Source organism: Pseudomonas sp. R5(2019) (genome assembly GCF_009905435.1).
Taxonomy (GTDB): domain Bacteria; phylum Pseudomonadota; class Gammaproteobacteria; order Pseudomonadales; family Pseudomonadaceae; genus Aquipseudomonas.
In genome coordinates, this window is the sequence record NZ_JAAAMT010000023.1 from 1 (window position 1) to 14,795 (window position 14,795).

Genomic DNA, 14,795 nt, shown 5'->3' on the forward strand with positions numbered 1-14,795 from the left:
TCGCGCCACCAGCAACACGCCCGCTTATACAGAGAAGTATTACCCGCGAATGCTAAAAGGCCACCCGAAGGTGGCCTGTAGTTGTTTTACCTGCTTTTCGCCATTCCCATGGCGGCATTACTTTAGCAGTTGACGGTTGATCGGCAGAGTACACCCTTAGGTGCCTTGACCAACCCTTGCACGGTTTCCACCCCGTAGTCTGCGTTGGACGCTGGGGTCTGTGTCCAAACCAGTCATCTAAGTTGAGGATTTTGACCATTGCGTCTTTTTTGGCTTGAGCCCCAGTATTTCCCAGTTCTCACGCGGTTCCCAATAATAATATTAAAGAGAAGGAATGCTGACTCGGCACAACTCTTTGGTCGCAAGCTCCCCTTTAATGCCTGACCAGGCGTTGAGAATGTGCTTTTTCGAACAAAGCTATCGTGCCGAACCTGTCAGGCCACAGCCAGCGCTGTTGCGGATTCCGGATCTGACTAATAAGAGAAGCCCTTGCCATGACCACAGTGCATTCAAGCATCGTGCAGCCCGTACAATCGGCACGTCCGTTGACCCACAATGATTACAAGACCCTGTCGCTGTCTGCCCTGGGCGGTGCGCTGGAGTTTTACGATTTCATTATCTTTGTGTTTTTCGCCGCAGTGGTCGGCAAGTTGTTTTTCCCGCCCGACATGCCGGAATGGCTGCGCCTGATGCAAACCTTCGGCATCTTTGCCGCAGGTTATCTGGCGCGGCCGTTGGGCGGCATCGTCATGGCGCACTTCGGCGACCTTTTGGGCCGCAAGAAGATGTTTACCTTGAGCATCTTCATGATGGCCGTGCCGACACTGATCATGGGGTTGCTGCCGACCTACGCACAGATTGGCATGTGGGCGCCAATTCTGTTGCTGCTGATGCGGGTGATTCAGGGCGCGGCGATTGGTGGTGAAGTGCCGGGGGCCTGGGTATTCGTTTCCGAACACGTGCCGCAACGCCACATGGGTTACGCCTGCGGCACGCTGACCAGCGGTCTGACCGCCGGGATCCTGCTCGGCTCGCTGGTCGCTACGGTAATCAACAGCATCTATACCCCGACTGAGGTCTCCGATTACGCCTGGCGGGTCCCGTTCCTGCTTGGCGGTGTGTTCGGTCTGTTCTCGGTCTATCTGCGCCGCTGGCTGCATGAAACCCCAGTGTTCGCCGAGCTGCAGCTGCGCAAGGCCTTGGCCGAAGAAGTGCCGTTGCGTGCGGTGCTGCGTGACCATCGCGGGGCGATTGCGATCTCGATGCTGCTGACCTGGTTGCTCTCGGCCGGGATTATCGTGGTCATTTTGATGACCCCGACCGTGCTGCAAACCATCTACCACTTCTCGCCGACCACTGCGTTGCAAGCCAATAGTCTGGCGATCGTATTTCTCAGCCTCGGTTGCGTGGCCTCCGGCGCGCTGGCGGACCGCTTCGGCGCTGGCCGGGTATTCGTATTCGGCAGCGCCGCGCTGCTGGTCACCTCCTGGACCTTCTACCACAGCCTGTTCGACCACCCCGACTGGTTGTTCCCGCTGTACGCACTGACCGGCCTGTTCGTCGGCACCATCGGTGCGGTGCCGTTCGTGATGGTCAAAGCCTTCCCGGCGGTGGTCCGTTTCAGCGGTCTGTCGTTCTCCTACAACCTGGCCTACGCGATCTTCGGTGGTCTGACCCCGATGGCTGTCACCCTACTGCTCAAGGAAAGCCCGATGGGCGCGGCCTACTATGTGGCGATCATTTGCAGCATAGGCATCCTGGTGGGTGGCTATCTCTGGAAGAAAGGCCGCTGATGTGAGGGCAGGCAAGCGCCCTCGCCACCGGTTCTGAGCCCGACCCCGCGCTATCTGGCCGAGTTCACATATCGCTTCAATCGCCGCTTCGATCTCGGCTCGATGATAGAGCGTTTCAGCCATGTCGCCCTGCGGACACCACCCAAGCCTTACCGACTGCTCAGGCTGGCTGAGGTTTATGAGTGATCAGAAAAATAAGAAAAAAATAAGAAAAATAATAATAGCAAGAGGAAGACTTTCCATGCAGTACGACTTGAAAACCATCATTCATGTGCTCTGCACGGGTTCTGCCATGGGCATTGCCGGATCGGCCAGTGCCGCTTTTGTGGGCGACAGCAAGGCCAGTCTCGATATGCGCAATTTCTACATGAACCGCGACTTCCGGCAGGACGGTGCGGCGCAGAGCAAAGCAGAGGAGTGGGCTCAGGGATTCACTTTGCGATTTGAGTCCGGCTTTACAGAGGGCCCCATCGGCTTGGGCATCGATGCCAGCGGTCTGCTCGGTATCAAACTGGACTCCAGCCCTGATCGGGTCGGAACCGGTCTGCTCAAGACCAATAGCGAGGCGCCAAAGCGCGCCAAGGACGAATACGGTGAGGCTGGCCTCACGGCCAAAGTACGCGTCTCCAAAAGCACCCTCAAGCTCGGCACCCTTCAGCCAGTGCTGCCGCCATTGATGCGCAACGACTCCCGTTTGTTGCCGCAAACCTTTCGGGGTGCCTGGGTGAACAGCAACGAGATCGATGGCCTGAGCCTCGACCTTGGCCGTATTGATCGCGTCAACCAGCGTGACTCCTCGAACAACGAGGTATTGACGGTATTCAATGCCGGCAAGCGAAACATCGTGCTGGGTCAGGCCAAGACCAGCAATGAGTTCCTGTTTGGCGGTGGTCGCTACCAATGGAATCCGGAGTTGGCCACCAGTTACTACTACGGCGGCCTGGACGGCATCTACAAGCAACACTTGGTAAACCTGGTGCACCAGCTGCCGTTGGGGGAAGGTCAGAGCCTCAAGTCCGACCTGCGTTTTGTCCACTCCAGCGGCGACGGTGGCAGTAACGTGGATAACAATGCCTTCGGCGCGCTGTTCACCTACAAGCTCGGCGGCCACGGTTTTAGCGCCGGTTACCAGCATCTGAGCGGCACCACCGGCTTCGCCAACGTAAACGGTGCCGACAATGCGCTGCTCAACCAGGTGCAGATCAACGATTTTGGTAACCAGGACGAGCACTCCTGGCAGGTGCGTTATGACTACGACTTTGCAGCGCTGGGTGTGCCCGGACTGAATCTGATGACCCGTTACCTGTCAGGTGACAACGTCGATCGCGGCCCAGGCCTGAGCGACGGTAAAACCTGGGAGCGGAACACCGACCTGGGCTATGTCATTCAAAGCGGGCCGCTGAAGAATCTTGGGTTGAAGCTGCGTAACGTCACCACGCGCAGCAACTTCCTCAGCGACATTGACGAGAACCGCTTGATCATCAGCTACAGCTTGGCGCTTTGGTAAACCCGTGTGCTTGCGGCCAGAGGACGTTTAATCATGCTCTGGCCGCGAGCTTTACGTCACGTGAGAAGCGACGCTTCAGTTTGGCGAGATTGGCACATAAAATGTCAATGTTGCCAATGTCATGACGCAGAGAGGTAACCCCGGCGTAACCCCAGTTCAGAAACAAAAAAGGCCCGCATCGCTGCGATGCCTTTACTTTACTGGTGCCGGAGACAGGAATCGAACCTGCGACCTTCGCGTTACGAGTGCGCTGCTCTACCGACTGAGCTACACCGGCGTGGCGATAACGCTACCACCGCCGTGGGCGTTACGCAAATCACTGTTTAATAACGGCTTTGAAAACCTCGCAGGCGTCACGAACGGGTGCAGCCCTTGGGCGCGAAGGCGGCGCCGCTGTTGGTGGTGCAGACCCAGCCGTTGGCGTTGGAACGGGTCAGGGTGATGGTTTTGCCTTGCACTTGGGAGGGGGCGTTGGTGAGGGTGCAGACGATGCTGCCGGCGCCGGTGGCGGCGGTGCCTGTGGAGACGATGGTGCAGTGGGTGGTGCTGGCCTGGCCGCCGAGTGCGGCGGTGTCGAAAATGTCGACACCTTCGTCGAGGCTGATCTGAAAAGGCGAGCGTAAGGCATTGATCTCAGCCAAGCCTGCTGCCACTTTGGCGCGAGCCTGCCAGTTGCTATAACTCGGGACAGCAATCATAGCCAAAACTCCGATGATTGCTACGACGATCATGACCTCAATCAGCGTGAAGCCGCTTTGATCTTTCATCGCCACATCTCGTGTGTTTTCGGAGATTAGGGCAGCCGCATAAATGAAATCCCCGCCGAAAAGCGGGGATTCCTCCATTATGCTGCCAGCGATTCCTCTACAGCTCGCTATGCAGTCAGGATCGAATCACGAGCAGCCCTTAGGCTTGTAATCGGCGGGGATACTTGCGTTAGTGGCGCATGTCCAAGTGCCCGCAGCACCCCGGGTCAAAGTAATCTCGCCACCAGCGACAATAGTCGGAGCGTTAAGCAACGTGCACTTCAAAGTCGCTGCAGTACCATCCGCTGCCAACGTACAGTTCCCTGTTGTGGCGTTCGCCGCACCCACTGCAGTAAGCGAGATTGCAGTGCCCGTCATAAGTGCATCTTCATAACCAGTCTTCAGCGCCGATACTTCGGCCAGACCAGCCGCCACCTTCGCCCTCGCCTGATACTTCGAATACGCCGGAATCGCGATTGCCGCGAGAATACCGATGATCGCCACGACGATCATCAGCTCGATAAGGGTGAAACCTTTCTGATTCTGACCTTTCATAGAACGTCTCCCTGAAGTGAACTCTGTTGACCTGCAAAGGGTAGAGCAAGTGCCATGCCATGGCTTTTTTTTCAACGACTTGCGACAGAAAGCGTGTTTACCTCGCTTCACCAGCTGACTCACCGGGAGTAAAACTGACACTTTTTGTCACCCACCAACCCGCAAGTTGGCACCCACGCTCGTCTAGGCTATAAACCACTGACCGCAGGAGCCTGGTATTCAAATGAATGATGTCGCTCTCACAGGTCTGGCCAGGCAGTTGGTCGAAGCCGAACTGCTGACCGAGAAGTCCGCGCAACAAGCCGCACAGCAGGCCCATCGCAATCGCGTCCCGCTGGTTCATTTTCTGGTGCAGGCCCGGCTGTTACACAGCCGCGAAGTCGCCGAGATTGCCACCGAGCATTACGGCGTTGCCTTTCTGGACCTCAACTGCCTCGATCAAGAAAGCCAACCCAAGGGCCTGGTCAGCGAGAAGCTGGTACGCCAGCACCACGCCCTGCCTTTGTGGCGGCGTGGCAACAAGCTGTTTGTCGGCCTCTCGGACCCGACCAATGACCAGGCCATTACCGATATCCAGTTCAGCACCGGGCTGACCACCGAAGCGATCCTCGTCGAGGAAGACAAGCTCGCCGAGGCCATCGAGCGGATGTTCGACAGCGGTCAAACAGGCCTGGAAGACATGGCCGATGTGGACCTGGATGGCGTCGACGTCGAGGCCGTGGACGAGAATGAACACGACCCCCACGCCGTTCAGGATGCCAAAGACGCACCGGTGGTGCGCTTCGTCAACAAGATGCTGCTGGACGCAATCAAGGGCGGCGCCTCCGACCTGCACTTCGAGCCCTACGAAAAAACCTACCGGGTGCGGATGCGCACCGACGGCATCCTGCGCGAGGTCGCCAAACCGCCCACACAGATGGGCATCGACGCCCTCGGCTACGAGCCCGAACAGAAAGAGCTGTACCTCAATGCGCTGCGCCAGCCGCAGGGCATGATTCTGGTCACCGGCCCTACCGGCTCGGGTAAAACCGTGTCGCTGTACACCGGCCTGAATATCCTCAACACCGTCGACATCAACATCTCCACCGCCGAAGACCCGGTCGAGATCAACATGGAAGGCGTCAACCAGGTCAACGTCAACCCCAAGCAAGGCCTGAACTTTGCCCAGGCGCTGCGCTCGTTCCTGCGTCAGGACCCGGACGTGATCATGGTTGGCGAGATCCGTGACCTGGAAACCGCCGAAATCGCCATCAAGGCCGCCCAGACCGGCCACCTGGTGCTTTCGACCCTGCACACCAACAGCGCCGCCGAAACCCTCACGCGCCTGCAGAACATGGGCGTGGCCGGTTTCAATATCGCAACCTCGGTCAACCTGATCATCGCCCAGCGCCTGGCGCGCAAACTGTGCCCACACTGCAAGCGGCCGATCGACATTCCCCGCGAAGCGCTGATCAAGGAAGGCTTCGAGGCTGAACGCATCGGCACCTTCACGGTCTACGAACCCGCAGGGTGTGAGCACTGCAACAACGGCTACAAGGGCCGTGTCGGCATCTACGAAGTGGTCAAGAACACCCCGGCCATGCAACGGCTGATCATGGCCGAAGGCAACGCACTGGACATCGCCCGGCAGATGCGCGAGGACGGCTTCAACGACCTGCGCAAGTCCGGGCTGCTCAAAGTCATGCAAGGCGTCACCAGCCTTGAGGAAGTCAACCGCGTCACCAAGGACTAAACGATGGCGGCGAAAGCGGCGAAAGTCAGCACGTATGCCTGGGAAGGCGTCGACAAGAGAGGCGCCAAAATCTCCGGTGAGCTCAGCGGCCAGAGCCCTGCCCTGGTCAAGGCGCAGTTGCGCAAGCAAGGGATCAACCCAGGCAAGGTGCGCAAGAAAGGTTTGGCGCTTTTCAGCACCGGCACGCGCATCAAGCCGCTCGACATCGCCCTGTTCACCCGGCAGATGGCGACCATGATGAAGGCCGGCGTGCCGCTGCTGCAGTCGTTCGACATCATCGGCGAAGGCTTCGACAATCCGAACATGCGCAAGCTGATCGATGAGGTCAAACAGGAGGTGGCGGCCGGCAACAGCTTCGCCACCTCGCTGCGTAAAAAGCCGCAGTATTTCGATGAGCTGTACTGCAACCTGGTGGACGCCGGTGAGCAGGCCGGTGCGCTGGACACCCTCCTTGAGCGGGTAGCGACCTACAAAGAAAAGACCGAAGCCCTCAAGGCCAAGATTCGCAAGGCCATGGCCTATCCGATCATGGTGCTGCTGGTGGCCGTGGTGGTCACCGGCATCCTGCTGGTCAAGGTGGTGCCGCAGTTCCAATCGTTGTTCGCAGGCTTTGGCGCCGAACTGCCGTGGTTTACCCAGCAAGTCGTCAGCTTGTCCAATTTCGTCCAGCAAACCTGGTGGGCGATTCTTATCGGCCTGGTCGCGGCCTGGTTCGGCTTCCGTGAGGCGCACCGAAAAAACCAGCGCTTTCGCGACTTTATCGACCGCGCCCTGCTTAAGTTCCCGGTCATTGGCGGGCTGATCTACAAGTCCTCCGTGGCCCGTTATGCACGCACGCTGTCGACCACTTTCGCCGCTGGCGTGCCGCTGGTCGAGGCGCTGGATTCGGTGGCCGGCGCCACAGGCAACGTGGTCTTTCGCAACGCGGTCAAACGCATCCGCCAGGATGTGTCGACCGGCATGCAACTCAACTTTTCCATGCGCAGCACCACCGTGTTCCCCACCCTTGCCGTGCAGATGACCGCCATCGGTGAAGAGTCCGGCGCACTGGACGACATGCTCGACAAGGTCGCCAGCTATTACGAAGCCGAGGTCGACAACATGGTCGACAGCCTCACCAGCCTGATGGAACCGCTTATCATGGTGGTTCTCGGCACACTGGTCGGCGGCCTGGTGGTTGCCATGTACCTGCCGATCTTCCAACTGGGCGACGTTATCTAAGCATGACTTTCTTCGATCTACTGGCGCAGTATCCGCCGGCCTTTGTCGCCAGCGCGTTTATCCTCGGGCTTATTGTCGGCAGTTTCCTCAACGTGCTGATCCACCGGCTTCCCACGATGCTTGAGCGCGACTGGCAAGCCGAGGCCCGCCAGATCTTGAGCCTGCCGGCAGCGCCCGAACAGCCGCGTTACAACCTGATGTTCCCACCCTCGGAGTGCCCGCACTGCGCCCATCGCATCCGCGCCTGGGAAAACCTGCCGCTGATCAGCTACCTGTTTCTGCGCGGACGCTGCTCCAGTTGCAAGTCGACCATCAGCCCGCGCTATCCGCTGATTGAATTGGCCAGCGCCGGCTTGACCGCCTTTATCGCCTGGCATTTCGGTTTCGGCTGGGCGGCCTTGAGTGTCATGCTGCTCAGTTGGGGGCTGCTGGCGATGAGCCTGATCGACGCCGACCACCAATTGCTGCCGGACGTCCTCGTGCTGCCCCTGCTGTGGCTGGGACTGATCGTCAATGCGTTCGGGTTGTTCGTGCCGCTGCAGGAGGCGATCTGGGGCGCGGTGGCCGGCTACCTCTGCCTCTGGTCAGTGTCGTGGGTGTACAAATTGATCACCGGCAGGGATGGCATGGGCCAGGGTGATTTCAAGTTACTGGCGATGCTGGGCGCCTGGGGCGGCTGGCAGATTCTGCCGCTGACCGTGCTGATGTCATCGCTGGTGGGCGCTGTGCTGGGCCTGTTGTTGTTGCGCTTGAGCAACCGCGATACCAGCACCCAGATTCCCTTCGGGCCCTATCTGGCCATTGCGGGCTGGATCGCATTGCTCTGGGGTGGTCAAATAACCACTTCTTATCTGCAATTGTCTGGCCTGCGATGACAACACCCGCTTTTACTCCCTGGATTCTCGGCCTCACCGGTGGCATTGGCAGTGGCAAGAGTGCCGCCGCCGAACGCTTCGTCGAGCTGGGCGTACACTTGGTGGATGCCGATCAGGCCGCCCGCTGGGTGGTTGAACCTGGGCGGCCGGCGCTGGCAAGCATCGCCGAACGCTTCGGCCCGGGCGTGTTGCAAGTCGACGGCCAACTGGACCGCGCGGCCCTGCGCAAGCTGATCTTCGAAAACCCGGAGCAACGCCGCTGGCTTGAAGCCCTGCTGCACCCGCTGATCGGCCAGGAAATATTCAGCTACCTGGCCAAGGCAGAATCACCATATGCCGTGCTGGTCTCGCCGCTGATGATCGAATCAGGGCAAGTGCGCAATACCCAACGCCTGCTGGTGATCGATGCGCCAGAGGCCTTGCAGATACAACGCACGCTCAGGCGCGATGCGACCACCCCCGAGCAGGTGGCGGCCATCCTCAAGGCCCAGACCAGCCGCGAGGAACGCCTGCGCCATGCCCACGATGTGGTGGTCAACGACCGCGACCTGGCCTGGTTGCATTCACAAATCGACCGCCTGCATCACTTTTACCTGACTTTACGTGGAGGCCAGCCATGAGCCAGCCCTTGACCGTTGAATGCCCGACCTGCGGCGCCCCGGTGGAATGGACCACCGCCAACAAAAACCGTCCTTTCTGCTCCGACCGCTGCAAGCTGATTGACCTGGGCGCCTGGGCGTCCGAGGAGCACAAGATTCCGGTGGCACCGGACGCCGAAGACGATCTGTTTTCTGAAGAGCTCACGCCTCGCGGGCACTGAATACCCTCACGAACCGCCACGCGGCGGTTCGTCATCTTTCCAGGGCGCTTGCAGGTAACGGGTGCGGTTGAACGTCTCGAGCCATTCGGGGCTGAACACCACCAGCGCACTGACGATCATGCCGTTGATAAACGCCTCGGGGAAAATGATCAGCCACAGGTAGCCGATAAAGTCCGTTATCCACTCGGGCATGGCAAAGCGACCATCCACCCACAGCAAACCCAGCCCCGCCAGCAAGCAGCACAAGGCCGACAGCGCCGCCGCCAGAAACCCCGAACAGAAGATATACACAAAGGGATTTTTCGGCTGTTTGTGCTCCACCAGCATCGCGCAGGCTTCGGTGACCAGCACCGGCAGGACGATCAGCAATATTCCGTTCACGCCCACCGCTATCAGATCCTGACGCCCCAGCGCGACCAATCCCATCTGCGCAACCAGCCCGCCGAGGATTGCCAGCGGCCAGTCAAGCACCAGGGTCACTACGGTCATGCCGATCAAGTGGTACGACACACCGGTATCGAAATCCCGGCGCACCAACCAGAGTATGAACAGCGCAAACACCGTACCGAACAGCAGGTGCTGGCGGCGGCTGTCGCTGAACAGCTCGACCCACGGCGCCTTGGCAATCGCCCAGGCCAGTAACGGCACATAGGCCAGCCAGCCGAAGGTCAGGCTCTGGTCGGACAGCACCTGGGCGGAAATCATGCGACGGGTTCCTTCGCGGACGGTGTAAGACAAAGTCTACACCGCCTGCCCAAGCCCGGAATGCTTCAGTAGCTGGCGCGCAAAGACAGCGTCAGATTGCGTGGGTCGCCATAGAAGTTGATGCCCCAGGCGGCATCGACCCGGCGCTCATGGCGGGGCCTTAGAGTTCGCCGAATCCGACGTATGTCGGAGCAGCGCCGACACCAGTGGTGTGGCGGTCGGGACTCAATATGATTTTGCGTACAGAGCCCAAGTGCGTGTGGGTTGGCCGGTAAATGGGCAAATAGCCTCTTCCTGGGAGTGGTGCAGTGGAATGCAGCGTACGGTTACTCCTAATTCGGCAATGGCTTTTTCGACCCTTTCGTCATCAATGAAGGGAGCCATGACGAACGTGCCAAGTTTATCCTTGCGCTCGAATTCCTGCTTGAAGCTTTCAACGGTAGTTACTGTCTTGATATTTCCCGACAACTTTGACCTAGCACTCTCCAACATACTTAATTGAATATTAATAAGTATCTTAGATATATCTCTCACAAAGCAATCCGTAGCGACTTTCATCATAGTCGAGCTATTATTTCGACACGAATAGGAAACCACGCTCTCGTGCAGCTCCTTCGCCCCAATCTCCACCCGAATGGGAACTCCGCGCTTAATGTGATACCACTTCTTTTCACCGCCATTCATCTCCCGCTTATCAATACTGACCCGTATGTTCTGCCCTTTGAGTTTTTTACGGAAAATCTGCTTCTGCAACTGTTCGCAGTAGGCATGGATGGCTTCAGCACCCTCTTCGTTGCGCAGGATAGGGACAATGATCACTTGTGTCGGAGCGACTAAAGGCGGAATCTGCACTCCATCATCGTCGCCATGGGTCATGATCATGGCACCGATCATGCGTGTTGAAACTCCCCATGAGGTGGTCCAGGCCAGTTCCTTGACCCCCTCCTTGTTGACGAAGCGGATATCGGACGCCTGCGCGAAGTTCTGGCCCAGAAAATGGGAGGTACCGGCCTGCAAAGCTTTGCCATCCTGCATCATCGCCTCGATGGTGTAAGTGCTGACTGCACCTGGAAAGCGCTCCCATGAGCATTTGATGCCTTTTATCACGGGGATTGCCAAGTAATCGGTGGTGAAATCTGCATAGATATCGAGCATCTTCAGCGTTTCCTCGAGGGCTTCTTCACGGCTGGCATGAACGGTGTGCCCTTCCTGCCAGAGGAACTCCGAGGTGCGCAGAAAGATTCTCGGGCGCATTTCCCAGCGCAGGACGTTCGCCCACTGATTAATGAGTAGGGGAAGGTCGCGATAGCTCTGGACCCAGCGGGAGAAAGAAGCGCCAATTACGGTCTCACTGGTGGGCCTGATGATCAGCGGCTCCTCCAACTTTCCCGCTGCAATCAGCTTGCCTTCGCAGGTCTGTTCCAGACGATGATGAGTGACCACCGCGCACTCTTTGGCGAAGCCGTCGACGTGGTCAGCTTCCTTTTGAAGAAAGGACAATGGAATCAGTAGCGGAAAGTACGCATTTACATGCCCTGTCTCCTTGAACTTGCGATCAAGTTCGCGTTGTATATTCTCCCAGATGCCATAGCCCCAGGGACGTATGACCATACAGCCTCTTATGGGAGAGTTTTCTGCCAACTCAGCCTGAATGATGACTTCTTGATACCACTCGGAAAAATTTTGACTTCGCGTAGGACTTATTGCGTTCCTCATAAAATCTCGCTGCGCAGAAAGTGGATGGGAAGAGTTCATATCAGACATGTAGCCCCAGGTCTTTGGATTGCGAGCCTGAGTGTATGCAGGACGTGCCCATGATTCTCACCCAAAACCACGCAAATGTGTGTAGGGGTATTTTCCGAAGTATTTGTGGGAAATTTCTTTTTGGAAGCGCTCAACATTGCAGGGGTGTCTTCTGCCAGCGCTGAAATCGCATCGTGCATCAACGCCGCTTCCTGTTGCGCCACCAATTCATCCACCGCCGTCGGGCGGGTGCAGGCCGCATCGGCACTGGAATCGACGTCTTCAAGGCGCTCGCGACGAATCGTCTGGCGCTGATGATCGCGCACCAGATACTGCCGATGGTGAACAAAAAGGCAGGAAGATTCTCGATCTTGTCGCCTTTGGGCAGCCGGGCCAGACGCAGGAAAAATTCCTGGGTCTGGTCTGCCGCCACTTGGGCACTGCCGGTATGGCGCGCGACAAAAGCTTCCCGTGCTTTTTTCTGCTCGGCGAACAAGCGGGGCGATATGCGTATTCCAAGACGGCACAGCGCTACCTTCCCTGGGGACCACAGGGGGAAGGCGCGCAACTTGGCGCTAATGCGATTGACTCGCAATAATGTTTGATTTCGAGGCTGCTGCTCGAAGCCGAATTTCTTGCAGCCTGACCGCTTTTAATCATTTTCCTCAACAATTGGGCGCTAAGCTGTCTTTCATGGATGACTCAGATTACTTGCGCCTGCTCACGATTCAGGCCGAACAAGCCAATGCGTTCCTCTCCAATGCTCGTAAATGGGAACGAGAGCGTTGGGTCTGCCAGCGCCTGCTGCAAGGCTTGAATATTCCCTACCGCGGCGAGGACTTCACGGCCGCTGGCCAGGAACCGCCAGACGTGTTGTTTCGAGATGCCAGTTTCGAGGTGTTTTTCGTGCTCGATGAGGGCCGGCGCCTCAACGACGAATGGCGCGAAGAACTGCAACGTCGGCGCAGCGCCTTCTCGCTCAGTCAATTGGTGCGCCGCGAAGCCAAGCCCCGTCGCATCAGCGCCCAGGAGCTGTTGGAGCGGCTGGCACCGACATTGCGCAAAAAATCGCACAACTACCGCGAACGCGGACTGGACTTGAGCGAGTTGGACATCATTGCCTTCGCCAGCCTCAAGCGCGAGGTGCTGGACCTCAATAGCCATTTTCCGCCCCCCACCGAATACCTGCGCCAGGGCTGGCGTTCGTTGTCGCTGGTTGGGCCAACCTTTGCCCGAGTGCTGTTCGCCCACCCGGATGCACCCGACTTCTTGCGCGGCAATCTGGGCCGCAGCATCGTGTTCGACGTCGGGATAAGCCTGTAATTCCACTCACGCGGCATAGCGAAAACCCTTGGCGAATGATACAAAGCGCAATCATTTCGCCTCGTCTGCGCCGGTGCGCAGCCCCTTCTGATGATGGCAGCCCGACTACAGTGAACGGTGTAGCTTTCCCACAGTCTGATGCGTCTACTGACGAGGCCCCCAATGACCAGTCGCCTGAATCCCGACGACCAGCAACGTGTCGATCAATACCTGCAAGCCCCACAGCATCAAGTCGAGCGCAAGCCTTTCCGGCCGTGGCTGCTCCTTTGCCTGGTGGTGCTGGCCACTATTGGCCTGGGCCTGTTGAGCCGTCTTCTGAGTCAACTGGTGCTATGAGCTGCCTTGCGCTCGCCCAGTCCGGCCCCCTGTCGCGGCCGCGTACTCATTACCCGAATTCCGTAAACCTTATGAGATATCCCCATGACTCACCGTATTGTCATTGTCGGCGGCGGCGCCGGCGGCCTGGAACTGGCGACCCGCCTGGGTAAAACCCTGGGCAAGCGTGGCAAGGCCAGCATCACCTTGGTCGACAGCAACCTGACCCACATCTGGAAACCCCTGCTGCATGAAGTCGCCGCAGGCTCGCTGAACACGTCCGAAGACGAGCTGAACTACGTGGCCCAGGCCAAGTGGAATCACTTCGAATTCCAGCTCGGGCGCATGAGCGCGCTTGACCGTGACTCACAGCAAATCCAGCTGGCCGCGACCCTCGATGAAAACGGTGTCGAGTTGGTGCCTGCGCGCACGCTGGGTTATGACAGCCTGGTGATTTCGGTCGGCAGTACCACCAATGATTTCGGTACCCGTGGCGCCGCCGATCACTGCCTGTTCCTCGACACCCGCAAACAGGCCGAACGTTTTCACCAGCGCTTGCTCAATCACTACCTGCGGGCTCATGCGGGTACGGATAGCAGCTCGCAAATCAGCGTGGCGATTGTCGGCGCCGGTGCGACCGGCGTTGAACTGGCGGCTGAATTGCACCATGCCGCCCATGAGCTGGCCGCTTACGGGCTGGACCGGATCAAACCGGAAAACATGCGCATCACCCTGATCGAAGCCGGGCCTCGGGTGCTGCCAGCCTTGCCCGAGCGCATCAGCGTTCCGGTGCACAAGACCCTGGAAAAACTCGGGGTGACGGTCCTCACCAGCGCCTCGGTCAGTGAAGTGACTGTCGAGCATCTGGTTACCGCAGACGGTCAGATCATTCCCGCCAGCCTGAAGGTCTGGGCAGCGGGTATTCGTGCACCAGGCTTTTTGAAAGACATCGATGGCCTGGAAACCAACCGCATCAATCAGCTGGTGGTACGCCCGACGCTACAAACCACCCGCGACGATAATATTTTTGCCTTTGGTGACTGCGCGGCCTGCCCGCAGCCGGGCACCGACCGCAACGTACCGCCACGCGCACAAGCCGCGCACCAGCAGGCTTCGCTGTTGGCAAAATCGTTGAAATTGCGGATCGAAGGCCAAGCCCTGCCGGAATACCGCTACCAGGACTACGGCTCGCTGATTTCCCTGTCGCGCTTCTCGGCGGTGGGTAACTTGATGGGCAACCTGACCGGCAGTGTGATGCTCGAAGGCTGGCTGGCGCGGATGTTCTATGTGTCGCTGTACCGGATGCACCAGATGGCGCTCTACGGCACCTTCCGCACCCTGATGCTGATGCTCGGCAGCCGAATCGGCCGCGGCACCGAACCCCGCCTGAAGCTGCATTGATTCAACCGCGGTAGCCCCCTCCCCACAAATCCGTCCCCTCTCCCCCACGGGGAGAGGGC

Annotated in this window: 15 protein-coding genes, 1 tRNA gene and 1 pseudogene; 11 read left to right on the forward strand and 6 right to left on the reverse strand. The window is 58.6% G+C overall.

Annotated features, from left to right (window positions below; translation table 11 throughout):
• Nucleotides 1–494: 494 nt before the first annotated feature.
• The 3 genes and pseudogenes from GUY40_RS15950 to GUY40_RS15960 all read left to right on the forward strand — a co-directional run bounded on the left by GUY40_RS15950 (nt 495) and on the right by GUY40_RS15960 (nt 3,300).
• Entirely contained in the window at nt 495–1,793 is a 1,299-nt protein-coding gene (locus GUY40_RS15950) for an MFS transporter (RefSeq protein WP_166569881.1), read from the forward strand.
• A 45-nt stretch (nt 1,794–1,838) separates the two neighbouring features.
• A pseudogene (locus tag GUY40_RS15955) lies at nt 1,839–1,979 on the forward strand (IS1595 family transposase); the annotation flags it as partial.
• A gap of 106 nt (nt 1,980–2,085) precedes the next feature.
• On the forward strand, nt 2,086–3,300 hold the full coding sequence (locus GUY40_RS15960) for an OprD family porin (protein ID WP_371924831.1): 1,215 nt from the start codon (nt 2,086–2,088) through the stop codon (nt 3,298–3,300).
• A gap of 201 nt (nt 3,301–3,501) precedes the next feature.
• Here the strand turns inward: GUY40_RS15960 and GUY40_RS15965 are convergent.
• From GUY40_RS15965 to GUY40_RS15975, 3 genes are all read right to left on the reverse strand, one after another.
• Nucleotides 3,502–3,577 (reverse strand) — tRNA-Thr (locus GUY40_RS15965).
• Nucleotides 3,578–3,653: 76 nt separating this feature from the next.
• Complete coding sequence (locus GUY40_RS15970; protein ID WP_166569947.1) at nt 3,654–4,067, reverse strand: pilin; 414 nt, start codon at nt 4,065–4,067, stop codon at nt 3,654–3,656.
• 126 nt (nt 4,068–4,193) lie between these two features.
• Entirely contained in the window at nt 4,194–4,601 is a 408-nt protein-coding gene (locus GUY40_RS15975) for a pilin (RefSeq protein WP_166569883.1), read from the reverse strand.
• Between the two features lie 223 nt (nt 4,602–4,824).
• Here GUY40_RS15975 and GUY40_RS15980 point away from each other — a divergent pair, with 223 nt between their 5' ends.
• Genes GUY40_RS15980 through yacG form a run of 5 tightly spaced genes read left to right on the forward strand, consistent with a single transcriptional unit; the run spans nt 4,825 to nt 9,249 of the window.
• Nucleotides 4,825–6,333: an ATPase, T2SS/T4P/T4SS family gene (locus tag GUY40_RS15980; protein WP_166569884.1), complete on the forward strand. Its 1,509-nt coding sequence runs from the start codon at nt 4,825–4,827 to the stop codon at nt 6,331–6,333.
• 3 nt (nt 6,334–6,336) lie between these two features.
• Entirely contained in the window at nt 6,337–7,554 is a 1,218-nt protein-coding gene (locus GUY40_RS15985) for a type II secretion system F family protein (RefSeq protein WP_166569885.1), read from the forward strand.
• Nucleotides 7,555–7,556: 2 nt separating this feature from the next.
• Nucleotides 7,557–8,429 (forward strand): A24 family peptidase, encoded by an 873-nt coding sequence (locus tag GUY40_RS15990; protein WP_166569886.1) that lies wholly within the window; start codon nt 7,557–7,559, stop codon nt 8,427–8,429.
• Nucleotides 8,426–9,049, forward strand: coding sequence for a dephospho-CoA kinase (coaE, locus tag GUY40_RS15995; protein WP_166569887.1), 624 nt, complete (start codon nt 8,426–8,428; stop codon nt 9,047–9,049). Before GUY40_RS15990 ends, coaE begins: the two co-directional genes overlap by 4 nt.
• Nucleotides 9,046–9,249, forward strand: a complete 204-nt coding sequence (yacG, locus tag GUY40_RS16000) for a DNA gyrase inhibitor YacG (protein WP_166569888.1) — start codon at nt 9,046–9,048, stop codon at nt 9,247–9,249. Before coaE ends, yacG begins: the two co-directional genes overlap by 4 nt.
• A 6-nt stretch (nt 9,250–9,255) precedes the next feature.
• Here the strand turns inward: yacG and GUY40_RS16005 are convergent, their stop codons facing one another.
• The 3 genes from GUY40_RS16005 to GUY40_RS16015 all read right to left on the reverse strand — a co-directional run bounded on the left by GUY40_RS16005 (nt 9,256) and on the right by GUY40_RS16015 (nt 12,193).
• Nucleotides 9,256–9,954 carry an energy-coupling factor ABC transporter permease gene (locus GUY40_RS16005; RefSeq protein WP_166569889.1) on the reverse strand — a complete coding sequence of 233 codons (699 nt, stop codon included), beginning with the start codon at nt 9,952–9,954 and terminating at the stop codon, nt 9,256–9,258.
• 225 nt (nt 9,955–10,179) lie between these two features.
• The gene (gene proS, locus GUY40_RS16010; protein WP_256675777.1) at nt 10,180–11,718 is read right to left on the reverse strand and encodes a proline--tRNA ligase; all 1,539 of its coding nucleotides are present in this window, start codon (nt 11,716–11,718) and stop codon (nt 10,180–10,182) included.
• A gap of 178 nt (nt 11,719–11,896) precedes the next feature.
• Nucleotides 11,897–12,193 (reverse strand): hypothetical protein, encoded by a 297-nt coding sequence (locus GUY40_RS16015; RefSeq protein WP_178117844.1) that lies wholly within the window; start codon nt 12,191–12,193, stop codon nt 11,897–11,899.
• Nucleotides 12,194–12,390: 197 nt separating this feature from the next.
• On the opposite strand from GUY40_RS16015, the gene GUY40_RS16020 reads away from it, so the two are divergent.
• The 3 genes from GUY40_RS16020 (at nt 12,391) to GUY40_RS16030 (ending at nt 14,736) form a co-directional block, all read left to right on the forward strand.
• The gene (locus tag GUY40_RS16020) at nt 12,391–13,020 is read left to right on the forward strand and encodes a DUF1780 domain-containing protein (RefSeq protein WP_166569890.1); all 630 of its coding nucleotides are present in this window, start codon (nt 12,391–12,393) and stop codon (nt 13,018–13,020) included.
• Between the two features lie 162 nt (nt 13,021–13,182).
• Complete coding sequence (locus GUY40_RS16025) at nt 13,183–13,356, forward strand: DUF3094 family protein (RefSeq protein WP_166569891.1); 174 nt, start codon at nt 13,183–13,185, stop codon at nt 13,354–13,356.
• 84 nt (nt 13,357–13,440) lie between these two features.
• Nucleotides 13,441–14,736: an NAD(P)/FAD-dependent oxidoreductase gene (locus GUY40_RS16030; RefSeq protein ID WP_166569892.1), complete on the forward strand. Its 1,296-nt coding sequence runs from the start codon at nt 13,441–13,443 to the stop codon at nt 14,734–14,736.
• Nucleotides 14,737–14,795: the final 59 nt, after the last annotated feature.